This window comes from Nonomuraea sp. NPDC049400, from assembly GCF_044466425.1.
Lineage (GTDB): Bacteria > Actinomycetota > Actinomycetes > Streptosporangiales > Streptosporangiaceae > Nonomuraea.
Genome location: NZ_JBITMP010000016.1, coordinates 1 through 24628 on the forward strand (window position 1 = coordinate 1; position 24628 = coordinate 24628).

The window sequence follows — 24628 nt, forward strand, 5'->3', positions numbered from 1 at the left end:
ATGACACTAATGTGACGATTGATGCTATTGCTGCTTAAATAGGCACAGATCGCAGAGTGGTCTCATTCTCATACACCACGATCTTGGACGCGGCCCGCCCAGCCTGCCCAAAGCCGTCTGGATCAACGAACCTATCAAGGAGGAAACCAACTCCGATACAGAACAAGTCGCCTGAAACGTCTCAAACGGTTTGACAGCTACCGGACGGCAGACGGGCAGGCGTGAGCATCGCGAGGGACGATCCGAGCGATCTGCGCTCACGATATACCGAAAATATACCGCGCCTCAGCAAGGTCAAGCGCACCTTGATCGGCAATCAAAGGAGCAGTAATGCAGCTCGAGTGGAGACAACCTTGAATGGTCTCGAATTCTATTTGCGCGGCGGAAGCGTCGAGTACCGATGCTCCGATGACCGGCTCGTTCCCCTCGCCGTCTTGCTCTCCTTCGACGTTGGAAACAACTTCGGACGCTGTCTGGACATCCTCGCCAGCGTGTCCAAGGCGACCGCGGGAGAGAAAGCGAAGGAGTACCCGGGAAACATCTACACGCCTACTTCGTCGGGGACACGGTTCACGTCGAGCACAACTTCTTGGAGAAAACGACCGAATACGGTCTTGGCGATGTCCAGCGCGCGGCCGAGGAGTACTGGACGGTGCTGCTGCGAAAGTCTGAGGATCCCGACGTCACCCGTTATCTTCGCCCGGACCTCCCCGAGGATCTCGCTTACCTGTACTTCTGGGAAGAGACTTGGCAGGAACCTCATCCGTACCGCGGCCGGCTCGGCATTCCCGCGTAAGGATAAGAATGATGAGCGGAAACGGGAGGAATTGCGACGGTTCGCTTCATATCATCGGCTCGTAAGCTGCCGCTTCATTTTCCATCGCCGTGATCAAGCAGAAATTTTCCGTGTGCCCCCAAAGCCATTTGTCTCGGGCTCATGCTTAGGCGTCAGTCCGAGAGGCGTGATTGGCTGAGAGCCCCGAAGGGGAGCAGGTCGGGAGCCACACACGAGGAACGAGTGTGAACCGGTCTGGACTCCATTGACCGGCCTAACCTCGCACCCGAGCCAGCGCGAACTGATCAAAACGCCAAAAGTCTCGTTCGAGTCCTATTGCGGGAGCTTTGGTAGAGCCTGAGTCGTTCCAGGAGCCACTACCCAGTTTGATCTCCGTTGCCGAAGACAGCATCCACGGTCTCAACGGAGCCCGAAATCCTCATCGACCACACCCAGCAGACGACTCGTCGCGACTGTCGCCCGCTCCACCCGGTAGTACCGAGCGAATGCATTTGTCATTCCGGTACGGATCGCGTTCGAGCGCAGAATAGCCCTCGGCCCCCGCTGATCACTCGAAGACGACCGCGTCCAGGGTGGGCCCGAACGCGTTCAAGCTCTCGTTGTTGTAGATGGCCAGGCGCTTGCCGTCCCAGAGCGCGCTGGTGCCGAAGCGTCCGAAGGAGGAGGTGCCGGTCAGATTGCGCAGGGATGTGGTCGAGTCGGAGGGCAAGGCCATGAGCGGGGTGTCCCTGCCGGTGGCGGGATCGATGGCGACCACCAGCCCCGGCACGCCCGCCCATGTGGACCTGCGGCTTCTTTTATGCCGAGTCTGCGGAGGCAGGGCTTCCTGGTAAGCGATGATCTTCCCATCGGTGACCGTGATCACGCCGAGCGTCCGGTTCTGTATCACCGGGGTGGTCCAGACCGTCTTGCCCGTCTCCAGGTCCACGGCGAACAGTTCCCCGTGGGTATTGGCATGATCGTGAGTTCCCTCGTGCTTTTCAGCGGATGGGTAGATCTTGGCGCGTACGGTGTGCAGGACGAGCTTCTCACCGATGATGGCGCCGCGCGGGCAGTGACGCAGGCCGGGGGCGTGCGGGTCGCAGGGCGAGGTGTCGCCGTGGGTTCCCTTCCACACCGTGGTGTGCCTACCGAACTCCCGATCGACCTTCCAGACCTCCGCGTCGCGGCTGCGCGGGTCGAGGGTGACCATGACGACGAGCGGATCGGCGGAGAGCACCTGCGCGAGCTTCGGCCAGTTCTCGCCTTCGCCCTGCGCCTGCGGCAACGACCACTGCCACGCACTCTCACCCGCCTCGCCGAACGCCTCGAGCCCCTCGCCGGTCGCTGGGCAGACGCGTCTGGCCAGCAGGAGCCCGTCGACGACAGTGAAGCGGAATCCCCGGCAGCCCTGCGTGGATTCGACCGTTTCCGGCGCCCCCGTCGCCAGGTCGAGGAGGTAGTAGCCGTGCCCCGCGCTGATCGCGACCCTTTTCCCGTGGACGACCGGCGCGTCGTACATGGCGGGCCGCGGACCGGAGCTGGGGAGCTCGGTCTGCCAGACCTTCTTGCCGGTGCCGATGTCCAGGAGGGTCAGGGTCGTGCAGTCGATCCTGGAACCGCCCCCGGTCGTGATCACCACCCGGCCATCCACTTGCTCGGCCGAGCTCGGACAGCGGTCGTCGGACGGCAAGCGGTACTCCCAGGCGAGCTTCCCCGTGGCGATCTCGTAGGAGACGACCTTGCCGGACTTCCTGTGCACGAAATGCGTCTGCGTGAACCAGGCCGCCCCCTGGTTCGACGCCAGCGCTCCCTTGCCGATAGCTGCGGCTGTCTTCACCTTGACGTCGGCGATGCCCAGTTTCTCCGCAGCCGCCGACCATGCCCGGTAACCGCCGGTCCCTTTGGGGCCATCATCGTATTCCCATATCAGGATGCCGGCGACTATCAGGACGCCGGCGGCGACCAGCATGACCGCGACCCCAATGACGTCGATGACGCTGCGGCCTGCCGTGCGATTGCGCCTGCGTATCGGAGGCTGACCGTACGGCTGCGCGCCCGAGGGCTGCCGGTGAGGTAGGTGAGGCGGAACGTGGTTCATTGAGCTCCTCGTGCGATCAACGCCGTGAAACGCTATATCCCGCTGGTATGCCGGCGGTATGTCGGGCCCCTGAGGTGTGGGTACGCACTGACAGCGTCCCGACGCCTGGCCGAGGCTGAGCCACGCGTACTGATGACGCTCGTTGAAAGTGCTCAGTCCTGCTCGTTGAAAGTGCCCACCCGGGAGAACTCGCCGGTGGCGGTCGTTCCGTCGCTGGTGAGCTCCCCCGACGCTACGGGTGTCGAAGATCCGTTGTTGTCGGGGGAGCTCACAAGGAGATGCTCACACAGGGGGAAGATGTGGAAGCACATGCGTTGCGGAAGAGGGGCTGGTCGATCTCGGCGATTGCCCGGCATCTGGGCCGAAACCGCAGGACGATCAGGGCCTATCTGAACGGGGAGCGTGAGCCGGGCAAGCGCCGCCCGGCGGGGCCGGACGCGTTCGCGGTGGTGGAGGAGTACTGCCGGATCCGGCTGCGGCAGGATCCGCATCTGCAGGCCACGACATTGTTCGAAGAGATCGCCGCGATGGGGTATGCGGGCGGGTACTCCTCGTTCACGCGGGCGATCCGGGAGCGGGAGCTGCGTCCGCACTGCGAGCCGTGTCATCAGGTCAAGGGCCGCGATGTGGCGATGATCGATCACGAGCCGGGAGCCGAGACGCAATGGGACTGGGTGCATCTGCCGGATCCGCCCCGTGGGTGGGGGTGGCGCAGGGAGGCGTATCTGCTGGTCGGGTCGCTGCCGTACTCGGGCCGGTGGCGGGGCTGGCTGTCGGCGTGTCAGGATCAGCCGCATCTGATCCAGGGCCTGCATCAGGTGGCCGAGCGGCTCGGCGGGCTGACGCTGGGATGGCGGTTCGACCGGATGTCCACGATGTGTGACCCCAAGAGCGGGCAGGTGCTGGCCTCGTTCGCGGCCGTGGCCAAGCATTACGGGGTCTCGGTGGCGATCTGCCCACCCCGTCGGGGACAGCGCAAGGGGTCGGTGGAGAAGTCCAATGACATGGCCGCGCAGCGGTGGTGGCGGACCGTGGCCGACGATGTGACGGCCGAGCAGGCGCAATCGTCGCTGGATGCGTGGTGCGCCCGGACCGCTGATATGCGGGTGCGCTGCCGCAGAAGATGATGGTGGCCACCTTCGCCGGCGCTGAGCCGCTGGCGCCGTTGCCGCAGCCGTTCCCGGCGGTGCTGAGCGTGTCGCGGACGGTCTCGCCGCAGGCGCTGGTGGCCTTCGACGGCAACTTCTACTCCGTTCCACCGGGTCACCGCGACCAGCAGGTCACCGTCACCCGGACGCTGGGCGCCGAGACGATCGACATCGTCTCATCGGCCGGCAACACCCTGGCCCGGCACCCGCTGGAGCCGGTCGGCGCGCACGCGATCGTCCGCTCCGATGAGCATGTGCTGGCGTTGGAGAAGGCCGTGCTGGCCGCCACCTCTGATGATCGAGGGCCGTGTCGCCGCAAGCGGCGCATCCCGCCCTCACCGCAGGCGCTGGCCGAGGCCGAGCAGGTCCGGGCCCGCCTGGCCGGGCAAGCACTGCCCGGCCAACTCGGCGGCCAACTCGGCGGCGGCCCAGAGCAGGCCACCAGCGACATCTAACACCCGCGGCCCCGGCCCGCCAGATTCTCGCCTGCCGACCGCCATGCCAGGGGCGAGGTCACCGGGCCGGGGCTTGCCGATCACACCCATTAACCAGGGGGAACACCATGACCACCACCACGACGATCACCGCGTCGGCCACCGCGACCGGCGATCCGCCCGCGACGTCGGCGCAGATCTATCAGCGGCTGCGCGCCCACCTGGCGTTGTTGAAGATGACCGCGGCGGCCGAGGCACTGCCGCAGGTGCTGGATGCCGCTCGCCAAGAGCAGACCTCGCCGCTGGAGGCGATCGAGGCCCTGCTGGCGGTCCAGGTCGCGGCGACCGAGCACCGCCAGCAGGCCTCCCGGCTGCACTTTGCCAACCTGCCCGCCCCATGGAGCATCGACGACTACGACTTTTCCGCCCAGCCCGGCGTCGATCAGGCCCTCATCCGCGAACTGGCCACCCTGCGCTTCCTCGACGACGCCGCCAACGTGCTGTTCATCGGCCCGCCGGGCGTGGGCAAGACGATGCTGAGCATCTGCCTGGCCCGGCTGGCCGCCCAGGCAGGCCACAAGACCTACTTCACCACCTGCGACGACCTCATCCGCCGGCTGCGCAGAGCGATCGCCGAGCAGCGGCTGGCCACCGTACTGCGCTTCTTCGTTCAGCCCCGCCTTCTGGTGATCGACGAGTTCGGCTACCGCCGCCTGGACGAAGACGGCCGCTCTCTGCTGTTCGAAGTGATCAACGCCCGCTATCTCAAGGGCTCGACCATCACCACCTCCCACGTCGGGATCAACGGATGGGCCGAGCGGCTGGGCGACCCCATGCTCGCCGCCGCCCTCATCGACCGGCTGCTGCACCGCGGCATCATCGTCGGCATCGACGGCATCGACGGCCCGTCCTACCGGATGCGCTCCCACCAAAGCCCGCGCCAACGCCCTGCGCGCCGCCACCACCGGCCCGAACTCCAGGGCGGGCTCGTGATGCGCACCACCATCCGCTTGTGCGCCACCTGTGGCGAGGCGTTCACCTGGACCAGCCGCAACCCACGCCGCCGCTTCTGCACACCGATCTGCAAGGCCCGCTGGTGGCGCGCCGCCAACCACGCCGAAACAGCCGCGGCCACCTCAACCGGCGACCACACCACGCACGACACCACCGGCTCCAGGACACCGGCCAGTACGGCGCGTACGAGGAGTACGCAGGCTCGTACGGCAAAGGCCGTCACGCCCAGTCACGACCCGTACGTCGCCGGATGCGGCAGCGACCAGCCGCCGAGTCCGGTGCAGAACTGCCCGAACTGCCATCAACCAGCCGCCGTCATCAACTTGCTCGTCACGCCAGCCGCTGCGTACGTCAACACGCCGTCACGATCCGTGACAAACACCAGCTATAGCCGTACTGTACTGATCAACCAAGTGGGCACTTCCAATGAGCGGCCCTGGGCATTTTCGCTGAGCGTCATCAGCATCAGCGGCTTTTTGTCTCGCTGGGCAAATCAGCGTGCGAGGACATCAGCCTCCCGCTACTCCGAGAGTTTCCGGTAGGTTGTCGGCCGTCCTTGCCCCTAGTTGCTCGACTAGTCCCATTTCCCCTGGCGGAGAGCCCGTTCCGGGCTGAAAATCGGGGGTGGTCGCCCGCCGACGCCGTAGCTCTATGGTCCACCTGAGGCCGTCGTCTAGTCGGGCGCTGGGAGCCTGCCATGGGCCCTTCATTGTCGCTTCGAGCACGCGGATTAGCACGCGGATTAGCACGCGGATTAGCTTCCGTAAACGCCCCTGGCTTTTGCGGGCGGCTGTGGTTGTCCACCGAGCCAATGGGAGGAACCGGGGTGCTGGTTGAGACCAACGACGACGAAGAGATCGTCCCAAGGATCGCCGCGCTCGACATCGGGAAGGCCGAACTGGTGGCCTGCGTGCGCCTGCCCAGTGAGACCAGCTCCGGTAAACGGCTGCAGGAAGTCATCACCTACTCCACGATGACCCGGTCGCTGCTGGCCATGTCGGATCGCTTCCGCTGCCTGGGCGTGACCCGGGTGGTCATGGAAGCAACGTCCGATTACTGGAAACCCGTCTTCTACCTGCTGGAAACAGCGGGGTTCGAGGTATGGCTGGTCAACGCCAGGGACGTCAAGCACCTGCCCGGCCGGCCCAAGAGCGACACGATCGACGCGGTATGGCTGTGCAAGGTCGCCGAACGGCAGATGATCCGCCCAAGCTTCGTGCCACCGCCCGAAATCCGCCGCCTGCGCGATCTAACCCGCTACCGGGTGGACCTGGTCGGCGCGGCCACCGCCGAGAAGAACCGCGTCGAGAAGCTCCTGGAAGACGCGCACATCAAACTCAGCGTTGTCGCCTCCGACATCTTCGGCGTCTCCGGCCGGGCCATGCTCAAAGCGCTCATCGCCGGTGAGCGCGACCCCAAGACGCTGGCGCAGATGGCCCGCACCCGGATGCGCACCAAGATCGGCGCCCTGGAGGAGGCATTCACCGGCCACTTCACCGATCACCACGCCTACCTGCTGGGCAAGATGGTGGCCCGGGTAGAGGCAATCGAGGCCGACATCGCCGATCTGGACCGCGCGATCGAGGAGGTGATCGCCCCTTTCGCCGACGCGGCGACGCGCCTGGATGAGATCCCCGGCGTCGGCCTGATCGCCGCTCACACGATGATCGCCGAGATCGGCCTGGACATGAGCCGCTTCCCCACCGCGGGCCATCTGTGCTCCTGGGCCAAGTTCACCCCGATCATCAAAGAGTCGGCTGGCAGGAAGAAAGGCAAGAACTCCACCGGCCACGGCAACCGCTACCTCGCCCGCGTCCTGGGCGAAGCCGCAGTGGCCGCAAGCAAGACTCCCACCTTCCTCGGCGAGCGCTACCGCCGCATCGCCCGCCGCCGCGGGAAGAAGAAAGCCGTCGTCGCCGTCGGCCGCTCCATCCTGATCATCGTCTGGCACCTACTGTCCGACCCCGACGCTCGCTTCCACGACCTCGGCACCGACTTCTACGACACCCGCATCCGACCCGACCGCAAGAAACGCACCCACATCCGCCAACTCGAAGCCCTCGGCTACCGCGTCATCCTGGAACCAGCCCCCTGACCAACCCGGCTGATCACAAACCCTGACACACCGTCGTACGCCAGGGTTCGCTGCCGCGTGCCCAGTTACTCTCCGATTTTCGGATTAGACACGTGGCCATCGAGAGATGACTGGCATCCCCGAGCCAGCTGCCCGAGCATCGCACGGACGACGAGTTCCCGATCGACCTGATGCCGAGGCGCTCCCCAACCGGCGCCGCCGACGCCATCAGCCTCCTGATCGAGCGCCTGCCAGGCGTCTCGTTTGCCGTGGCGAGACCCTGAATCACCCAAGATCCATTCTGTCGGGACATCTCGCTGCCGAGCGCGGCTCTCCTCCTCGTACAGCCGGGTCGGCCACATTTATTGCCGGGTCCGGACCGGAGGTCCGGGGCGTAGGTCACCGAGGCCGGTAGCCCTTCCTCTTACGGCGGGCCGGCGCGGCCCGGCGGCCGGAGCCGTTCTGTGCGGGTTTTTGTGCCTGCCGCTGTGCCGGTTTCTCCGCAGGGGAGGCGGGGGTACGGCCCCGCGAGCTGTTCACGGTCCGGCCGCGGACGATGCCGATGAAATCTTCCACCAGGTCAGTGGTCGCGTCCGTGGGCCAGGCCAGCGCGACCTGAGACTGCGGCGCGTCCGGCACCGGCCGGTAAGTGAGATCCTTGCGGTGGTGGAGGCGTGCCAGCGACTGCGGCACGAGGAGAAGCCCGGTGCCGGCCGCCACCAGCTGGACCGCGTCCGCCGTTGTGGCCGGGCGGGTGAACGCGGGCTGCCCGGGCCGGACCGTCCACTCGATGGTGTCGTCCAGAGGATGGAACACCTCGTCGTCGGTCAGGTCGGCGATGACCACCTCGTCGACGGCGGCCACCGCGTGGTCCTTGGGCACCACGACCACCGTGGTCTCCACGTAGAGAGGAATCACGCTGAGCCCGTCCCGGTCGACCGGCAGCCTGACGAATCCGGCGTCGGCGCCGCCATCCCGCAGGAGTCCCACCACCTCGGCGGCGGGAACCGCGACCAGGGTAACCGGCACATCGGGCATCCTCTCGGTCCAGATGTTGACCCATTTCGCGGGTGTCACCCCGGGCACGTACGCCAGCCGGAACACCCTGCCGGTCTCCCCATCAGTCACGTCCTCAGGGTACCGATGTCAGGGGGACCCGTTCCGACTGGCTAATCTTGGCGCCATGACCTCGCCCAAACCGAAGCCCATCCAGACGATGAAGCCCGAGACCGCGGCCAAGAAGCTGGGTATCCTCCTCTCGGCCACTCCCGCCGAGTTCCGGGCGGGAGTCATCTCCAGGGACGAGCTGAACGAGTTGCAGTCGTCGCCGCCCGCCTGGCTCGCTGACCTGCGCCGCAACGGCCCGCACCCCAAGCAGGTCGTCGCCGCGAAGCTCGGGGTCTCCATCTCCGGCCTGACCAGAGGCGGGATCACCGAACCGCTCACCACCGCTGAGATCGACGCGCTGAAGGCGGAGAATCCGGCGTGGCTGGAGCGCGAGCGGTCCATCCAGGCCGAGACCCGCAAGGAAGCACTCCGCCTCAAGCAGCGCTAGACAGCTGAGATCCGCACGTCTCCGACCCTGGACGAGCCCGTCGGATGAGCCGCGCGAATTAAAGAGCCAACGTGCAGGTCGCAGCTGGTGCGTGTCAGATCATGCCTGCGACCGGAGATCTTCGGCTCTGAGGTGATCAGCGCGTCGGCAGTTCCACAGCCATTCCTATAGCGTCGTCCTCGCTGACGGAACCGTCGCAGCCGCGTCCACCCCACATCAACAGTTGGTTTCCGGCGATCACGGGCGTCATCTTGGCAGGGCATCCGCCCGCGAACGCGACCGTCCTTGACGCTGAGTGCAGTCTGGCTGTGCGAGGGTCGTAGGCTGCGACACCTTGCGACGACGCCGACCAGATGCGGCCGCTCGCCATCCACATGCGGTTCGGTGGCCTGTCCCCATGCAACTCGGCTTTCGAACGGAAGACGCGGGAGGAAAACCGGCCCACCTCGCGCCATCGGGTGCCGTCTCCCAACTCGACCATGCGGCTTCGACCGCCTTCACTGAAGATCCCTATCAGGCCGGTCCCATTCCACAGCAGCCCCGCAAAATCCACGCCGGAGCCCAGTGGCAGCTTCGTCGCCCGTTCGAGGCGAGCCAGGCCGCGGTCCAGTCGTTGCGTCATCAGCACGTTTCTGGACGGGTCGAAGGTGAGCGCGACAACCCCGGCGCTGTCACTCACTATGTCGATGACGTGCACCCCGTTGCCCTCGATGGCGCGCCACCGCCTGTTCTGCTGGTCGAAAACCAATAGCGGAACGGCGGGTTTGCCAAGAGGGATGCTGTATCGGGCGGGGGTGAAGATGATACTGCTGCCGTGAACGTGCGGCTCGGCCGCAGACAGCTCCGATGGAGCATCTGGAAGGGCGCGCCACACATTTTTCTGCGGGCTGTACGCGGCGCCGTCACGCAACAGTCCCGACGCATCACCGCCCCAGATGAGCAACTCCGAACCGCTCCACACAGCCAGGTGCTCGCTACGGGGAGAGAGCGATGTCTTGGGCATCATCCGCCACAAACGCGTGGTCGGACTGTACAGGGCACCGTCGGTGAGATACCGGGGCCGCGCTTTGTCGCCGTTCCACCCGCCCCACACAGCCAACTCGCTACCCGTCCAGGTGACAGAATGACCGGTCCGGGCAGCGATAGGAGCTTTCGGGAGCGCAATCGGAGTCACGTGCAGCTTGTCGCCCTCGGAGGGCTCCTCGCTCCGATCGAGGAAGACGGCGCCGCCGGCGACAATGCCTCCGACTGCCGCGGCGCCAACGGCCAAGAAGTTACGACGAGTTATCGGCAAGCGCATCTTTCCCACCTCCAGGACTCGCGGGCTCTGATCCTATTGGTCGGGCTTTTCACCGGCCAGCCGCTTCAAGCAGACGTCAAGCTGGTCGAACGATGCATGCGCACGCTCCCTCGACGATATCCAAATAGCGCGCCCACGTGACAGAACGGATTTTGCAATGAGTGCCGCCGGAGTCACTGTGTCGCCCGAACCGGTCACGATGCAGCGCGGTTCCTTGCCGTAGACGAGTTCGGCGGGCTCGTGCTTCAGCAGGAAACAAGAGGCATGCTTGGCCTCGAGCACACTGGTGACGGAGTTGTACTTCCCGTAGGCGTACGGCCACCCTTTCGCCGCAGAGCAAACCTCTTCGAGGTAGGCGAGATATGCGGGCGACACAGCACCCGCCCCGTAAATCCCCCAGTACTGCTGTGCCAACCGCTGGGCGGCTTGGGCATCCGAGTCCAAGCCGGCGAGGCGCCCGGTAGCAGCAAGTGTTTGCGTATAGCCCACTTCGACCAACGCCGACAAGTAGTCGAAACGCCGCTCGACCCCCGCGATCGAGAGCGCTCGCGGCATGCCCTGGTGGCCGGTCACCCTTCTTTGCATGTCTTCGATGGCGCGTGCGCGTGCGTTCACGATCTGCCGGCCGTCTGCTCCGACCGGGAAGGGGCGGGTCAGGATGGACCAGTCCAGGTTGATGTGACGCAGATAGCCCAGCCGCACGGCACCGAACGAGTGGCCGATGAATCCGGAGTACCGCAGCGACTCCTGTGCGGCCACCTGCTGCAGGATCTTGTTGTAGCTGTCGCCGGTGAAGCCCCAACTCCGCCGCGAATCCTCGGGAAAGCAGTCGGTGGCGACGTCGGCCGAGTAGTCCATCAGCGAGTTTCCGTCGCGGTCACGGATCCATCGAACAAGCTCGCTGAGAGCCTGCGGGCAGTTACTCGGCGAGGCCTTGAGCACCCACGGTTCTTCCAGGAAGAGCAGATTGTAAGCGAGGCCGAGATCGTTGATGGTTCGCGCAAGCTGGGGCAGGCGGATCTGGCCGCTCATGACGGCTACACCTGGGCCACCGACATCCACGATGACAGTGTTCTTCGTGGGGCGAGACGAGCGCAGCAGCGAGTATCTGTAAGGCTCGCCGTCCACCTGGACGCTCGCACAGGCCTCCCGAGTTCCGCCTTCAGCGCAAGGGTCACCAGACGGCGCGGTGGACCGGGCGGGCGCGGGATTGGCCGGCGAATCGGTCGCGGAGCATCCGCTGATGCAAAGCAGGAGCAGGAGCAGGGCGCTCCGCATGGTCCGAAGCGCCCTGTGCCGGTGGGAGAAGCCCTTCAACGACTTACCAGCCGTCCTCTTTCCACAGCAGGGTCTTCTCGTTGGAGATCCCCCAGTCCACCTGCGCCCAGAGATAGTCGGCGTAGATGGGGTTCAAGTCTTCGTCGGCCGACTTGGCGTAGATCGCCGCGCCGAAGTCGAGAGCCAACTGGCCGGTCTCCTCGCCGTTGAAGTCGATCCCCATGGCCTTCGTGGTCGCGTCCGGGAGCACTGACGTGGAAGTGCACTGGTGGATCGGAATCTCAACCCCGGCGTAGTCCGGGAACGAAAGCGATACGTTCATCGTCTCTTCGCAGGTTTTCTGCCCGCCGGCGGGCGTCCATTTGTAGAGGCTCTCCACCCGATCCTCATACCCCTTCCAGGGGCGAGACCGGAGCGTGAAGTCGACGGTCCTGGGGCTGTTCGTCGGCCCTTCGGCCTGCTGGAACACCGCCCACCGGTTGTAGATCCACTTCCTCGTGGTCGGGTCCTGATACTTCTCGTAACACGAAGTGGCGTTGTGGTCCTGTGGCTCCTCCCCGGTCCAGTACTCCGGGTCCCACCACAGCTCGACGCACTCGTGTCCCATCTGGAACATGTCCTTGACGTTGAACGCGCCGTCGAATCCAGCACCACCCTGCCGGCCGGAGGAGGGCGCGTCGGGCGCTTCGGCCATCATCACCCCGATGGCCTTCTGCCCGTCATTGGCACCGGCGCCGTCGCCGACCGCCACGTCGATGCGCTCAGGCTGCCGCGAGCCGTCCCACGCCAGGCGGATCTGGCCGTTGCCGAACGGGTCCGCGACGGAGGCGACCTTGACATCGGACGCGTCCAGCAGCCTGCCCGAGCGGGCCTGCTTGTCCAGATACTTCTGCGCCACGTCGGCGACTTGGGGGTTGGCGGACCTGCTACGCAGGGCCTGTGCGGCAGTCTGCGTGGCCGCCTTCAGCTGAGTCGAGCCGATCGATGCCCGCTGCGGCTCCGCAGCTGCCTCCGCGACACCGGGAGACGCCGACACCGCGGAGATCGCGAGTCCGAGGGTAAGAGTAAGGATTCCGCCGAGTAACGCCCGCATGCATGACCTTTCTCTCGGAACATGTGCAGACATGGTTTTCTGCGCACGATTAGAGACCTTGACATGCCTTGTCGGAGCGAACAAGCGCTACAGAGTAGCCAGACTATTACTCGCCGTTATAAATGCGCGCATATCTTATGGATCACCAGGCTGTATGAATCTGGTGTGATCTATGTCACAGCCGAGCGGATCTCAAGCATCGCTTGCTTTCCCCGTAACGGTTCAGCTTGAGTAACCAATTGCACGGCAATCGGCAACGCCGAGCACCGGCATTACAGAAATGCCATACTGCGACATCGTCCGATTCGATCGGAATCCAGAGCCGCGTGACGATCGCGTACTTCGCTGCGCCGTTCGTGGCGATCGGCTCCCGCAGGTGTCTGCACGAGCCTCACCTGCCGAGTCTCCACAGCGCCGCTCGGCCCCCTGCGGAGGTTTTGGCGTCCTTGGATATCGAGCCGAGTGCATAGATTGTGCCGTCGCGCGTCACCAGGTCGTACACCACCGCGCGGGCGCCATCCAGCACGGGGATGAATTCCAGCGTCCACCGCCCGCCGGACATATGCCACAGAGTGCCGCGCTCGCTGTCATACCTTCCACACGCCGGAGAGGTTACGCATCGCCAAGGGTCGCCTCGGGAAGGCGTCCTCACCCCTCCTCGGCGTCATGCTCCACCCATGCGAAGCTCCCGAGCTCCCAGAACTCCGCAGGATCGGTCCGCACCGCCGCCTCCACATAGCGGGTGCCGACGTCCCCGTCGCCTGCGGCAGCCGTGTCCATGCCGGCCGTCCCAGCGGCGGGCCGCCAGGTGGTCGCCCATGGCCTCGGGCGTGCCGTGGAATGCCCACAGCGCGCCATCTGGCGTGATGGTGCCGCCGTCGAGGTTGCCTCGGGAGTCGTCGGGCATGACCAGCCGCCACCTGGACCCCCGCGCGGTGACCGGCCGCAGTTGGTCGGCCGCTCTGGGGATCCCGGGACAGGCGCCGGGCGAGACGGCGGCGGGGTCGGCGACCTTCTCAGCCAGCGCAGGAGAGCTCGCACGAGACATTCCGGCCGTGTGCGAGCTCACCGCCTGCTCGCGGCCGACCCGCGGTGTTGCGCTCGGCGTCGAAGTCGGGCGCCGCCGTTCACAAGAGCCGCGCTCGCTCGCCGAACGGATTCCACCGGACAACGATGAGCCCGCCATATTGTGCGGCCAGTCTGCGGCGCAGACCCTGGTCGAAGGCATTCGTCTCCAGGACGACCCGGTTGAGCTCCGCGCTGATCCCCATGCCGAGGGCGGTGGATTCGCGGATCGGCCCGTCGCTCTCGTTCACCCGGTTCAGCGCCGCCTGGCTGTTCTCCACCTGCCGCACCTCCGGCACGATCGAGTACGTCACCCGTTTCCCCTCCGACCAGTACGCACCCGAGATCACCGGAGAGGCCAGCGCACGTCCCCGCGCAGTGACGTAGGGAGCGACGAGCCGGTACGGTCCGCCGTGGGCGATGCAAGGGGGCGCGAGATCGTCCGGATAAGCCTCGGCCCTCAGCCGCGCCGTCTCCTGCGCCCGGTTGAACGGCTCGATCCCGTCGTACGACCTGAGCAGCACGGGCGACACGACCTCGTAATACACCTCGACCGCATCAGCCGTGGCGGGCTGCACGACCACCCGCCACTCGCCCGGCAGGAACACGGGCGCCGCGGTGACGGTGTAGACCACGAGAAGCGTGAAGATCGTCTTCAGTCGCATGCGCGCCGAGTGTAAGCCAGATCCACCACGCCGGCGCGGGCGATCATCAGGTGAGGATCAGCGGTTCGCCGTTGGCGAGGACGTACTTGAGCACCAGGTTCTCGACGTGCTCCACCACGCTCGGCGTCGCGGTGGTGCCGAAGTCCACGTCGGTCAGCGTGATGCCGCGGATCGGCGCGTCGGCGTAACCGCGCAGGTTGAGTGCCCGTTTGGCGGTCCGTACGGTCATGTCCCGCACGTCGATCCCGCCCACCGTGGGGTTGAAACCGTGCCCGGGACCCTCCTCGTAGTAGAAGTTGATGTCGATGACCGAGCCGCCGACCTGGCCGATCTCGATGTCCCTGGCGTGGAAGCCCTCGACGAAGCCGCCGCGCACGGAGTTCGTCTTGAACCGCAGCGCGATGTCGAGGTTGGGGCTGGACATCGAGCAGTCCCTGATGAAGACCTCACGCACGCCGCCGGACATCTCGCTGCCGATCGTCATGCCGCCGTGCCCGTCGCGGAAAGTGCAGCCCTCGACCACGATGTACTCGCTGGGCACGTTCACCCGGCGCCCGTCGGCGTTGCGCCCCGACTTGATCGCGATGCAGTCGTCGCCGGTGTCGAACGTGCAGTCGCGGATCACCACCATCCGGCTGGACTCGGGGTTGCAGCCGTCGTTGTTAGGGCCGTGCGTCTCGACCGTGACGTTCTGCACGAGCACGTTCTGGGACAGCGTGGGGTGGATCTCCCACATCGGCGAGTTGACGATGGTGACGCCCTCGATCAACACGTTCGCGCACCGGTAGGGCTGGATGAAGGACGGGCGCAGGTAGCCGCCCTCGCCGTACAGCCGCTGCGCGACCGGCACCCCCTGCTCGGCCTGGGCGAACAGCGCGGCCCTTGCCGCGGCTTGGCGCGGCTCGCCCGGCTCCCAGCCGTAATCGCCCGATCCCTTCCAGGGCCACCAGTGATCGTTGTCCGCCTGCCCGTCGAGCACGCCGGAACCGGTCACCGCGATGTTCCGCTGGCCGTACGCGTAGATCAGCGGGGAGTAGTTGTAGAGCTCGACGCCCTCGAACCTGGTCAGCACCAGCGGGAGGTACGCCTTCGGGTCGGTGCTGAACAGCAGCCTGGCGCCCGCGGTGACGTGCAGGTCCACGTTGCTCAGCAGGTGGATGGCACCGGTCAGGAACTGTCCCTCCGGCACGTCCACATGCCCGCCACCCGCCTCATGACAGGCGCCGATCGCGGAACGGATGGCCGCGGTGCAGTCCGTCACCCCGTCCCCGGCGGCGCCGTAGTCCCTGATGTCGAACCGGCGCCGCGGGAACCTCGGCCCGCGCACCCGCGCCACGACATGGTTGGCCCGCGCCCAGGGGTCGCCCCCGACCGGCGGAGCGGGTGCGGCATGCGCGGCTCCCGTGTGGAGAACCGGGACGGCGAAGGGGGACATCGCCATGGCGCGCATGGCGTTGCGGCGGCTTAACATGGGCGGCTCCCTAGTTGCGGCGGCTTAACTTGGGCGGCTCCCTACCCGCTCGGGACGCCCGGATCATATGCCAGCCCGTCGCAGTGATCTAGATCTCTCTGCGGTATCCGCCGACGCGGACCGTAGAGAGCCCTTGACTCTCATGCAGCCCGAGACCCGACGCTAGTGGCGTGAGCAACGACGACCTGTTGAGCATCGGCGCCTTCGCCCTCGTCAGTGGCCTGTCGATCCCCGCGCTGCGGCACTATGACGAGGTCGGACTCCTCAAGCCCGCCTTCGTCGATCCGGCCACGGGCTACCGCCGCTACCGATCAGAGCAGACTCAGCGAGCTCGGTTGATCGGCACCCTGCGCAGGATCGACCTTCCCATCGACGCCATCCGCGAAGCCCTTGATCAACAGGACGAGGAGGTCCTGCGCCAAGTGCTCGCCCGGCATCAGGCGCACCTGCTCGAACGTGCTCACGCCCTGTCCCAGATGGCCTGCACAGTCGGCCAATACCTCGAACATGGAGTCCCCATGCCCACCGTCAGCAAGCCCCGCATCGTCCAGGTCATGATCCACTTGAGGGACCGAGAGGAGGCCATCGGCTTCTACGAGCAGGCATTCGATGCCACGTTCAACCCCGAGATCTCGTCGTTCCAGTTCGGGACGTGGCCCAGTGACGAGTTCTTCCTGGTGACCATCGCTGACCCTGACCGCGACCTCGCAGACGCGGGTCCGGCACGCTTCGGGCTCCTTGTGCGGGACGTCGACGCCGCCCACCGACGGGCGCTCGACGCCGGAGCGAGCGAACTGTATCCGCCCACGGACGCCCCCTGGAAGCCCCGGTCCTCGTGCGTGATCGATCCCAGCGCCAACCGGATCGACCTCTACCAAGGCTGAGCTCGCCCACCCCGCCCCGGAAGGCCCGCGAGCAGGGTGGACGAGCCCGTACGTCACGGGCGGATCTTCAGCTCGCCGGTGAAGGTACGGCCGTCGGTCAGATGCCCGGTGACGGTCACGGTGACGGTGCCGGTGTAGCCGGCCAGCGCCTTCTCGATGGCGGCGCCGTCCACGCGGAGCCCGCCGTGCGGCAGTGCCGTGGCGCCGAGCTCGACGATCTTCCCGTCGGCGACCGCCCGGACCGTCCCGGGCAGGATCCCGGCGCGAGCGCCGGCGTCCTGCCCGGCTGAGCCACGGTGGGGCAGTGCCACGTCGAGCCGGTCCTTGCGGAGGTGGAGCCGGGCCTGGAGCGGGGAGCCGGTGGTCAGGTACGGCGCCGGCGGCGTGGCCATCCCGGTGCCCAGGAAGAAGGCGGTGTGCGGGGGCTGGTTGTAGCCGACGTTCTGCCAGACGATCCCCGACTGGTAGACCGGGTCGTGCATGAGCGCAGGGAAGCGGTGATCCGTCGCGTACGGCGTGCTGTAGAGCCGCAGCGCGGTGGAGTCCTCGGTCCGGACGATCAGTTCCTCGCGCCAGTCGCCCAGGAGGTCGGCCTGGAGCGAGGGGTTGCCCTTGGTCGTGTTGTTGGAGTAGGCGCCGGTCGCGGTGAGCATGTTGACGGTGGTCTGCGTGGCCGGGTCCCACTTGCCGATGGTCGGCACCCCGGCCAGCTTGTCGGCCGAGTAGTCGTGGTCGAGGATCTCTCTGGACAGGTCGCCGTCCCACCAGATGGAGTTGCTGATCGCCGGCGTCTTCGCCGAGATGAGCTCGCCGGTGGCGGTGCGGAGCCCGGCCCCGGTGGAGGCCCAGGCTTCCTCGCCCGGATGCGCGGGGTCGATGTCGCCGGTCAGGCCGCGGCCGGTGTCCTGGCCGGTCCTGACGCACCAGAGGATTTCGCCGCTGTCGGCGTCGTGCATCTCCAGCCCGCACGGCATGTCGGTGTGTTCGTGCACGCCGACGATCTCCAGGCCGGGGTGTGCCGGGTCGAGGTCGCCCAGGTGCATGGCGTCGCCGTGCTCCAGTTTGGTGGTGTAGAGCCCGGTGCCGTCGTCGTCCAGCGTCATCGCGCCGTAGGCGATCTCGTCCCTGCCGTCGCCGTCCACGTCGGCCACGGACAGGTTGTGGTTGCCCTGGCCGCCGTACCCGGGGTTGTCGGAGCTGGAGAAGGTCCAGCGCTTGGTCAGCTTGCCGCCCCGCCAGTCGTAGGCCACGAGCATGGTCTTGGCGTAGTAGCCACGGGTCATCACGATGCTGGGCAGCACGCCGTCCAGGTGGGCGGCGGCGGCGAGGAAGCGGTCGGAACGGTTGCCGCCGGTGTCGCCCCAGTCGGCCAGGTTGCCGCGGGCCGGCTCGTAGTCGACGGTGGCGAGCGCGGCGCCGCTGCGCCCGTCGAAGACGGTCAGGTACTCCGGCCCGCTCAGGATCCGGCCGCCCGTGGTGCGGTGGTCGGCGGCGGCGTCCCCGATCACGGTCCCGGCGCCGTCCACGGTCCCGTCCGCGGTCTTGACCACGAACTCGGCGCGCCCGTCGCCGTCGAAGTCGTCCACCAGGAACGGGCTGTAGTGGGCCCCGGCCCGGACGTTGCGGCCCAGGTTGATCCTCCAGAGCCTGGTCCCGTCCAGCTCGTAGGCGTCGAAGACGGCCGCACCGGTGTAGCCGCCCTGGGAGTTGTCCTTGGAGTTGGACGGATCCCACTTGAGCACGATCTCGTACTGCCCGTCCCCGTCCAGGTCGGCGGCGGCCGCGTCGTTCGCGCGGTAGTCGTAGCTGCCGCCGCTCGGGGTCACTCCCCCGGTCGGCTTGTCCAGCGGGATGTCCAGGTACGGCGCCGCCCACGGCCGCACCGGCGCCGAGCGGCGGCCCACCCGGCCGTCCAGCACGGCGGCGACGGTGTAGGAGCCGGTGCCGCTGTCCAGATAGTTCGTCTTGCCGGTCGTGGTGAGGAGCTTCCCGTCCCGGTAGAGCTTGAAGCTCACCTCGGCCGGGTCGGTGCCGAGCATGCGCCAGCTCACCAGCGTCCCCTGCCCGGTCGGTACGGCGACCAGGCCACGATCGAGCTTCGCCATCCGGCGCAGCGGATAGGCGGTGACCGGCGAGGTCAGCGTGGCCGAGGAGGCCGACAACCCGCCCGTCCCGGCGGCCACCACCCGGTAGCGGTGCCGGTCGCTGGGCACGATCTCGTCGGTGTAGCCGGCCTCGGTCACGACGCCGATGCGCTTGTCGTCCCGGTAGAGGTGGTAGAGCAGGGCGCCCTCGACCGGCCGCCAGCGCAGCGTGATCTTCTTGCTGGAGGCGGTGACCAGTTCCAGGCTCTCCGGCGCGGCCGGGGCGGGCTGGGTGGCGTCCTTGACGGTTACGGTGAGCGGCGCGCCCAACGTGCCGCCGGGCACGGCGACCGCGTAGACGTAGGTCAGGCCCAGCTCAGGGGTGCTGTCGGTGAAGGCGGGCGCGGAATTGCCGCCCAGCTTGGTCCACGGACCGGCGGTGCTCCCGGCTCGGTAGATCTCGTAGCCGGCGGTGCCGGTCGCGTTCCAGGCGAGCGTGACGCTCGGGGTGGCCGTCGCCTTGATCTCGGTGGCCGCCAGTCCGGTGGGGGCGGTGGCCGGTTTGACCAGGACCGCGTTCACCCGGCCGTCCCTGCCGAAGGCCAGGTCGAGCCGGCCGTCGGCGACCAGGGCGGTCCCCGTGTAGTCGCCGTACGCGCCGGTGCTCGCGGTGATGGTGCCGCGGTCTTCGCCTTCCACGGCGAGCGTGGTGGCGTTCGGGGCGATGGCGTCCCCGGAGATCACGGTGAGCTCGTACTCGCCGTTGGGCACGTCCACGGCGAAGCCGTACGAACCGGAAACGGTGAAGTCACGCGTCACCGGGTCGGCGGTGCCGCGGTCGCGGTAGCCCACCGCCCGGTCCAGGCCGTAGCCGAGGTCGGCGGTGTAGAGGGTGTTGTGTGCGACGCGCGTGTAGCCCTCGGCCAAGGGGCTGGACGTGGAGCCGAAGTCGAACTTGAGTCCGGGGGCCGGGTCGAGGGGGGCCGCCACGGCGGGGGTCGCCGAGACGGTCAGCGTGACCGCGGCGGCGATGAGTGCAAGCCTCACGGGCGTACTCCTGCGGAGTGATCTTAGATTAGAACGTTTTTAGCGGCCCGGAAAGCGCTTGCCAAGGCTTTACTTTGCGGCGCCGATCCGCTAATAGCCCAAGATCAAGACCGAGGTGGGGCCACCGAGGCGCGTTGGATGAGCTCGGAGCGCAAGGTGTGCATGGCGCGAGCCGGCTCGGCGCCGCCCAGGGTGTCGAGGAGGACCTCGGCCGCCTTGGCGCCGAGCTGGTGCACCGGCTGGGCGATCATCGTCAGGGGCGGGTCCATGACCGCCGCCCACGCGCTGTCGTCGAACCCGATCAGTGCCACATCGTCCGGATAGGACAGCCCCGCCTTCCGCAGGGCGCGCAGGGAGCCGGTCATGCCGTCCGTCTCCGTGCAGAACACGGCGGTGACCCGGTCGGGGAGGGCGAGCATGCGGCCGACCTCCCCCACCACCCGCTCCTCCGTCTTGGGCCCGACCATCACCAGCTCGGGGTCGAACGGGATGTGCGCGTCGTCGAGCGCGTCGAGGTAGCCGCGCAACCGCTCGCCGTCGGTCCACAGGTTGCGCGAGGCCGCCGCCAGCAGCTCGCGCCTGGTCGACGGCGGCTGCGCCACCGGCGGCCCCCACACGAACCCGATGCGGCGGTGGCCGGCCGCGATGAGCACCTCGACCGCCTCGCGGGCCGCGTCGCGGTTGTCGATGACGACCGCGTCGAGGTCGAGGGCGGCCACCGCGCGGTCGACGAGCACGACGGGGATGCCCCGGTCCATGGCCGCCCTGATGTGGGCGACCTGGCCGCGGTCGAGGGCGGCCGAGGCGACGATGACGCCGTCGACCCGCTTGTCGATGAGCACGTTGGTGGCCGCGATCTCCTCCTGCAGGTTCTCGTACGTGCTCAGCACGATCACGTCGAACCCCCGCGCCCGCGCGCTGTCGGAGATGCCCCGCAGCAACCCGGCGAAGAAGGGGTTGCCGATGTCGGCCACGATCACGCCCAGGGTGTGGCTCACGCCCGTCGACATGCTGCGCGCGAGCGCGTTGGCGCGGTAGCCGAGTTTCTCGGCCGCCGCGAGCACCCGCGCGCGCAGCTCGGGGCTGACGTAGCCGTAGCCGCCGAGTGTGCGGGCCGCCGTGGCGCGGCCCACGCCGGCCTCGGCCGCGACCTCGGAGATCGTCGGCCCCTGGCCACGGTCAGCTGGCATGGATCCCTTCCCCCGTCCTGATCAGCCCATCACATCGTAGTCAGCCGGCCGTGGCCGAAGGCGCCCTCGACGAAGCACTGGTCGCGGGCCGATTCGGCCCCGCGGCGCAGCGCCCGCGCGATCTGGTCGGGCTCCGGCCGTGCCGTGGAGGTCCAGCCGTCGCGCAGCAGCGAGACGGCGAACCCGGCGAGGAAGGCGTCGCCGCAGCCCATCGTGTCGACGATGCCGTCGGCGCGCTGCGCGGGAGCGCTCACCAAGGCGTAGCCGTCGTGGGCGACGGCGCCCCCCACGCCGCGGGTGCCGACCGCGAGCCGGGCGCCCCGCCGTACCGCCTCGGCGAGGAGGTCGCCGGTGGCGGCCTCGTCGAGGTCGGAGCAGGACAGCAGCACGAGATCGGCGTACGGGCAGACGCGGTCGAGGTAGGCGGGCCTGCGGTACTCCTCCTCGCTGGACAGGTCGAAGCTGACCAGCGTGCGGAGCGCGGCCAGCTTCGGCAGCTCGGGCTCGCTGCGGGAGTAGACGCTCGAATGCACGAGGTCGAAGCCGCTCACGTAGCCGAGCAGGCCGTCGTTGAGCACGAGGGGCTCGCGTACGGTGACGCCGCCGCCGTTCCAGCCGAGGAAGACGCGGTCGCCGTCGTCGACCCGCAGGTGGGAGACGCCGCTCTCGCCCGCCCTGACGACGCAGGCGTCGATCGAGACCCCCTCCGCGGCGATCGACTCCCGCAGGAAACGCCCGAGCGAGTCGTCGCCGAAGACGCCCAGGTAGGCCGACTCGAGGCCGAGGCGGCGGGCGTAGACGGCGACGTTGACGCTGTTGCCGCCGGGGTAGTCGACGCCGCGGTCGATGAACCGGTCGACGATGTTGTCGCCGAAGCCGAGCACTCGCATGAGGGCCTCAGTAGTCCATGACCCGGTAGTAGCGGCGCAGGTCGAGGGAGTGGTCGCGGACCCGCTCCAGGTGCTTGCTGACGCGGCTCATCACGGTGTCGAGCACGAGCGGCGCGAGCAGGCCACGGAACTCGGGGCTGATCCCGGTGAGCGGGTAGTCGCGGGTGTCGAAGACGGTGACGTCCTTGGAGACGCGCCGGGCGAAGGTCTCGGCGCGGTCGGTGATCGGCCGCGTCTCGTCCTCGCCCTGGAAGACGATCACGCTGGTGTGCTCTTCGAGCAGCTCGAGCGAGCCGTGGAAGAACTCCGCGCTGTGCACCCTGGTGGTGCGCAGCCACTGCATCTCCTCGAGGATGCACATGGAGTAGAGGTACGTGAACCCCCAGAGGTTCCCGCCGCCGATGAGGAAGTGGTAGTCGCTGTCCTTGTGCGCCTCGGCGAACGCGGCGGCCACCGGCTCAGCCTGCTTGGCGACCTCGACGAGGATCCCCGGGATGCCCTCGAACTCGGCGGCGAACTTCTCGTATCCGTCGAACTCGCCCCGGCGGGCGAGCAGCCGGGTCATGAACAGCAGCAGCTGCATGTCGAACGGCCAGGTCTTGGGCTGCGAGACGAGCGCCGTGTCCGCCTTCGTGGCCACGGGCGAGTCGGGGTGGCCGGTGAAGGAGACCGTGAAGGCGCCCTTGGACTTGCAGTACTCGATCGCGCGGACGGTGTCGTCGGTGGTGCCGGAGACCGAGGTGAAGATCGCCACGGTGTCCTCTCCCAGGCGGGCGTCACCGGAGACGATCAGCTCGGCGGCGATCGCGGCGCGCACGTCGAGCGTCGAGCTGCGCCGGGCGAGGTGCTCGTACGGCCACATCTGAGCGTAGGTGCCGCCGGCGCCGACGAGGAGCACGTGCTTGAACCCCTCGTCCACGAGCCGGTCGACCAGCTCCTCGATCCGTGGGCGCAGGCCCACCGCGCTCGCCACCTGGGAGAGAAATTCCGGCTCGTTGAACCCGAGCATCTTCGCATCCTTTCCGGGGAAATGTCACGCGACCGACCTGATACCGGTATCACGCGGCAGTCACGTTGACACAGTGAGCCGGGATCCGTCAAACATCCCCACTACCACCAGCGGCTACAGCAGAGATTCCGGCACTCGAACAAAAGATCTTGGCGACTGGGGCTGGTACCGGTATCAGACGCCATGTAAGGTCGGCCAACACCAAAGGCGTTCCTGAAAGAGAAAGGAAGCCCATGCGCCCTCGCGCACTGCCGACGTTCGCGGCACTCCTCGGGACACTCACGCTGGCCGCCTGCTCCGGCGGCGGCCCCGCACAGGCCCCGGCGGCCGACCCGGCCGCCACGCCGGAGTTCTCCGGCACGCTGAGCGTGCTCACCAAGTTCGCCGGTGACCCGACGGACTCCTACTTCGAGGACCTCGCGACCGAGTACCGGAAGAAGCACCCGCAGGTGAAGATCGAGCTGATCCAGGAGACCGACCAGAGCGTCAAGGACAAGCTCAAGACGCTCACGGCCTCGGACGCGCTGCCCGACGTCTACTTCACCTGGACCGGAAACTGGGCGGACAACTACATCCGCGGCGGGCGCGCCGCCGACCTCACCAAGGTGATCGGCCCCGGCACGGAGTGGGGCAAGACGTTCAGCCCTGGCTCGCTGGCCGCCTTCGCCCGCGACGGCAAGAACTACGGGATCCCGCTGTACGGCAACGGCAAGTTCATGGGCTACAGCAAGAGCGCCTTCGCCAAGGCCGGGGTCGAGGCGCCCAAGACGTTCGAGGACCTCGTCGCCGCCTGCGGGCCGCTGCGCAAGGCCGGGTACGAGCCCGTCGCCTTCGGCAACAAGGACGGCTGGCCCGCCCTGCACTACCTGCAGCAGCTGTTCGCCTACAACGTGCCGGACGCCGTGCTCCAGGCCGACTTCGCCCCGGCCACGGCCAAGCTCGACAACCCGGGCTACGTCACCGCGCTCAACCAGTTCAAGACGCTGGTCGACCAGTGCACGGACACCAAGAGCGGCACGAACGGCGTGCTCTACTCCTCCGCGCAGGAGGCCTTCGCCAACGGCAAGGCCGCCATGTACTACCAGGAGATCCTGGAGTTCGACAACGCGACGTCGAGCAACCTCAAGCCCGAGGACTTCGGCATCTTCCAGCTCCCGGTCCCGAAGAACGCCCCCGGCGACCCGGCGGTGCTGGAGGGCTCGCCAGAGGGATATCTGATCAACGCCAAGTCGCCCAGGGTCGCGCTCGCCGTCGACTTCATGAAGTTCGTCACGAGCGCGCAGAACGCCAAGACGCTGTCCGCGCCGCCGTACGGGCAGCCCAGCACGGTCGTCGGCGCCGTCACGCCGGAAACCTCAAGCAAGGCCGTCTACGAGGGCGTCCAGCTGGTCAACAAGGCGCCGAAGCTGGCCATCTGGCTGGACATGGTCACCGTGCCCGAGGTGGCGGACGCGTGGCTGGCCGGCGGCGAGGCGATCGTCAGCGGTGGCAAGACCGCCGAGCAGGTGCTCGAAAGCGTGCGCCAGGCCTCGGCCGAAGCCAAGTAGGGAG

21 protein-coding genes are annotated in these 24628 nt (G+C 67.5%); 8 read left to right on the forward strand and 13 right to left on the reverse strand.

Annotated elements, in window-relative coordinates; translation table 11 throughout:
• The first annotated feature begins 589 nt into the window (after positions 1-589).
• Positions 590-796 carry a hypothetical protein gene (locus ACIBVN_RS25410; RefSeq protein WP_397140321.1) on the forward strand — a complete coding sequence of 69 codons (207 nt, stop codon included), beginning with the start codon at positions 590-592 and terminating at the stop codon, positions 794-796.
• 547 nt (positions 797-1343) lie between these two features.
• On the opposite strand, the gene ACIBVN_RS25415 is transcribed toward ACIBVN_RS25410, so the two are convergent.
• Positions 1344-2876, reverse strand: a complete 1533-nt coding sequence (locus ACIBVN_RS25415) for a PQQ-binding-like beta-propeller repeat protein (RefSeq protein WP_397140322.1) — start codon at positions 2874-2876, stop codon at positions 1344-1346.
• A gap of 299 nt (positions 2877-3175) precedes the next feature.
• On the opposite strand from ACIBVN_RS25415, the gene istA reads away from it, so the two are divergent.
• The 4 genes from istA (at position 3176) to ACIBVN_RS25435 (ending at position 7567) form a co-directional block, all read left to right on the forward strand.
• On the forward strand, positions 3176-4003 hold the full coding sequence (gene istA / locus ACIBVN_RS25420; protein WP_397140323.1) for an IS21 family transposase: 828 nt from the start codon (positions 3176-3178) through the stop codon (positions 4001-4003).
• A complete protein-coding gene (locus ACIBVN_RS25425; protein WP_397140324.1) occupies positions 4000-4479 on the forward strand; it encodes a Mu transposase domain-containing protein in 480 nt (159 codons plus the stop codon). Before istA ends, ACIBVN_RS25425 begins: the two co-directional genes overlap by 4 nt.
• A 107-nt stretch (positions 4480-4586) precedes the next feature.
• Positions 4587-6014 carry an IS21-like element helper ATPase IstB gene (gene istB, locus ACIBVN_RS25430; RefSeq protein WP_397140326.1) on the forward strand — a complete coding sequence of 476 codons (1428 nt, stop codon included), beginning with the start codon at positions 4587-4589 and terminating at the stop codon, positions 6012-6014.
• 284 nt (positions 6015-6298) lie between these two features.
• On the forward strand, positions 6299-7567 hold the full coding sequence (locus tag ACIBVN_RS25435; protein ID WP_397140328.1) for an IS110 family transposase: 1269 nt from the start codon (positions 6299-6301) through the stop codon (positions 7565-7567).
• Between the two features lie 378 nt (positions 7568-7945).
• Here ACIBVN_RS25435 and ACIBVN_RS25440 read toward each other — a convergent pair whose 3' ends face one another.
• Positions 7946-8674, reverse strand: a complete 729-nt coding sequence (locus ACIBVN_RS25440) for a LysR family substrate-binding domain-containing protein (protein ID WP_397140330.1) — start codon at positions 8672-8674, stop codon at positions 7946-7948.
• A gap of 55 nt (positions 8675-8729) precedes the next feature.
• On the opposite strand from ACIBVN_RS25440, the gene ACIBVN_RS25445 reads away from it, so the two are divergent.
• Positions 8730-9101, forward strand: a complete 372-nt coding sequence (locus tag ACIBVN_RS25445; RefSeq protein ID WP_397140332.1) for a DUF5997 family protein — start codon at positions 8730-8732, stop codon at positions 9099-9101.
• A 136-nt stretch (positions 9102-9237) separates the two neighbouring features.
• On the opposite strand, the gene ACIBVN_RS25450 is transcribed toward ACIBVN_RS25445, so the two are convergent.
• The 7 genes from ACIBVN_RS25450 to ACIBVN_RS25480 form a co-directional block, all read right to left on the reverse strand.
• A complete protein-coding gene (locus ACIBVN_RS25450; protein WP_397140334.1) occupies positions 9238-10401 on the reverse strand; it encodes a hypothetical protein in 1164 nt (387 codons plus the stop codon).
• A gap of 33 nt (positions 10402-10434) precedes the next feature.
• Positions 10435-11433 carry a hypothetical protein gene (locus tag ACIBVN_RS25455; RefSeq protein WP_397140336.1) on the reverse strand — a complete coding sequence of 333 codons (999 nt, stop codon included), beginning with the start codon at positions 11431-11433 and terminating at the stop codon, positions 10435-10437.
• 289 nt (positions 11434-11722) lie between these two features.
• Positions 11723-12772 carry a hypothetical protein gene (locus tag ACIBVN_RS25460; RefSeq protein ID WP_397140338.1) on the reverse strand — a complete coding sequence of 350 codons (1050 nt, stop codon included), beginning with the start codon at positions 12770-12772 and terminating at the stop codon, positions 11723-11725.
• Between the two features lie 391 nt (positions 12773-13163).
• The gene (locus ACIBVN_RS25465) at positions 13164-13334 is read right to left on the reverse strand and encodes a hypothetical protein (RefSeq protein WP_397140339.1); all 171 of its coding nucleotides are present in this window, start codon (positions 13332-13334) and stop codon (positions 13164-13166) included.
• A gap of 86 nt (positions 13335-13420) precedes the next feature.
• Positions 13421-13552 carry a hypothetical protein gene (locus ACIBVN_RS25470; protein WP_397140341.1) on the reverse strand — a complete coding sequence of 44 codons (132 nt, stop codon included), beginning with the start codon at positions 13550-13552 and terminating at the stop codon, positions 13421-13423.
• Between the two features lie 347 nt (positions 13553-13899).
• On the reverse strand, positions 13900-14502 hold the full coding sequence (locus ACIBVN_RS25475; RefSeq protein WP_397140343.1) for a hypothetical protein: 603 nt from the start codon (positions 14500-14502) through the stop codon (positions 13900-13902).
• A gap of 46 nt (positions 14503-14548) precedes the next feature.
• A complete protein-coding gene (locus tag ACIBVN_RS25480) occupies positions 14549-15973 on the reverse strand; it encodes a glycoside hydrolase family 28 protein (protein ID WP_397140345.1) in 1425 nt (474 codons plus the stop codon).
• A gap of 170 nt (positions 15974-16143) precedes the next feature.
• On the opposite strand from ACIBVN_RS25480, the gene ACIBVN_RS25485 reads away from it, so the two are divergent.
• A complete protein-coding gene (locus tag ACIBVN_RS25485) occupies positions 16144-16857 on the forward strand; it encodes a MerR family transcriptional regulator (protein WP_397140347.1) in 714 nt (237 codons plus the stop codon).
• A gap of 53 nt (positions 16858-16910) precedes the next feature.
• Here ACIBVN_RS25485 and ACIBVN_RS25490 read toward each other — a convergent pair whose 3' ends face one another.
• The 4 genes from ACIBVN_RS25490 to ACIBVN_RS25505 form a co-directional block, all read right to left on the reverse strand.
• The gene (locus ACIBVN_RS25490) at positions 16911-19988 is read right to left on the reverse strand and encodes a hypothetical protein (RefSeq protein WP_397140349.1); all 3078 of its coding nucleotides are present in this window, start codon (positions 19986-19988) and stop codon (positions 16911-16913) included.
• 104 nt (positions 19989-20092) lie between these two features.
• Positions 20093-21178, reverse strand: a complete 1086-nt coding sequence (locus ACIBVN_RS25495) for a LacI family DNA-binding transcriptional regulator (protein ID WP_397140350.1) — start codon at positions 21176-21178, stop codon at positions 20093-20095.
• A gap of 29 nt (positions 21179-21207) precedes the next feature.
• A complete protein-coding gene (locus ACIBVN_RS25500) occupies positions 21208-22068 on the reverse strand; it encodes a PfkB family carbohydrate kinase (RefSeq protein ID WP_397140352.1) in 861 nt (286 codons plus the stop codon).
• A 7-nt stretch (positions 22069-22075) separates the two neighbouring features.
• Positions 22076-23077 carry an SIS domain-containing protein gene (locus tag ACIBVN_RS25505; RefSeq protein ID WP_397140354.1) on the reverse strand — a complete coding sequence of 334 codons (1002 nt, stop codon included), beginning with the start codon at positions 23075-23077 and terminating at the stop codon, positions 22076-22078.
• A gap of 233 nt (positions 23078-23310) precedes the next feature.
• Here ACIBVN_RS25505 and ACIBVN_RS25510 point away from each other — a divergent pair, with 233 nt between their 5' ends.
• Positions 23311-24624 carry an ABC transporter substrate-binding protein gene (locus ACIBVN_RS25510; RefSeq protein ID WP_397140355.1) on the forward strand — a complete coding sequence of 438 codons (1314 nt, stop codon included), beginning with the start codon at positions 23311-23313 and terminating at the stop codon, positions 24622-24624.
• The last annotated feature ends 4 nt before the right edge of the window (positions 24625-24628 follow it).

Coding starts and splice junctions, on each gene's coding strand:
- ACIBVN_RS25415 (WP_397140322.1), bottom strand. CDS start 2,876: ATGAACCACGTTCCGCCTCACCTACCTCACCGGCAGCCCTCGGGCGCG.
- ACIBVN_RS25425 (WP_397140324.1), top strand. CDS start 4,000: ATGATGGTGGCCACCTTCGCCGGCGCTGAGCCGCTGGCGCCGTTGCCG.
- istB (WP_397140326.1), top strand. CDS start 4,587: ATGACCACCACCACGACGATCACCGCGTCGGCCACCGCGACCGGCGAT.
- ACIBVN_RS25445 (WP_397140332.1), top strand. CDS start 8,730: ATGACCTCGCCCAAACCGAAGCCCATCCAGACGATGAAGCCCGAGACC.
- ACIBVN_RS25450 (WP_397140334.1), bottom strand. CDS start 10,401: ATGCGCTTGCCGATAACTCGTCGTAACTTCTTGGCCGTTGGCGCCGCG.
- ACIBVN_RS25455 (WP_397140336.1), bottom strand. CDS start 11,433: ATGAGCGGCCAGATCCGCCTGCCCCAGCTTGCGCGAACCATCAACGAT.
- ACIBVN_RS25460 (WP_397140338.1), bottom strand. CDS start 12,772: ATGCGGGCGTTACTCGGCGGAATCCTTACTCTTACCCTCGGACTCGCG.
- ACIBVN_RS25465 (WP_397140339.1), bottom strand. CDS start 13,334: ATGTCCGGCGGGCGGTGGACGCTGGAATTCATCCCCGTGCTGGATGGC.
- ACIBVN_RS25470 (WP_397140341.1), bottom strand. CDS start 13,552: ATGGACACGGCTGCCGCAGGCGACGGGGACGTCGGCACCCGCTATGTG.
- ACIBVN_RS25475 (WP_397140343.1), bottom strand. CDS start 14,502: ATGCGACTGAAGACGATCTTCACGCTTCTCGTGGTCTACACCGTCACC.
- ACIBVN_RS25480 (WP_397140345.1), bottom strand. CDS start 15,973: ATGTTAAGCCGCCGCAACGCCATGCGCGCCATGGCGATGTCCCCCTTC.
- ACIBVN_RS25495 (WP_397140350.1), bottom strand. CDS start 21,178: ATGCCAGCTGACCGTGGCCAGGGGCCGACGATCTCCGAGGTCGCGGCC.
- ACIBVN_RS25500 (WP_397140352.1), bottom strand. CDS start 22,068: ATGCGAGTGCTCGGCTTCGGCGACAACATCGTCGACCGGTTCATCGAC.
- ACIBVN_RS25505 (WP_397140354.1), bottom strand. CDS start 23,077: ATGCTCGGGTTCAACGAGCCGGAATTTCTCTCCCAGGTGGCGAGCGCG.
- ACIBVN_RS25510 (WP_397140355.1), top strand. CDS start 23,311: ATGCGCCCTCGCGCACTGCCGACGTTCGCGGCACTCCTCGGGACACTC.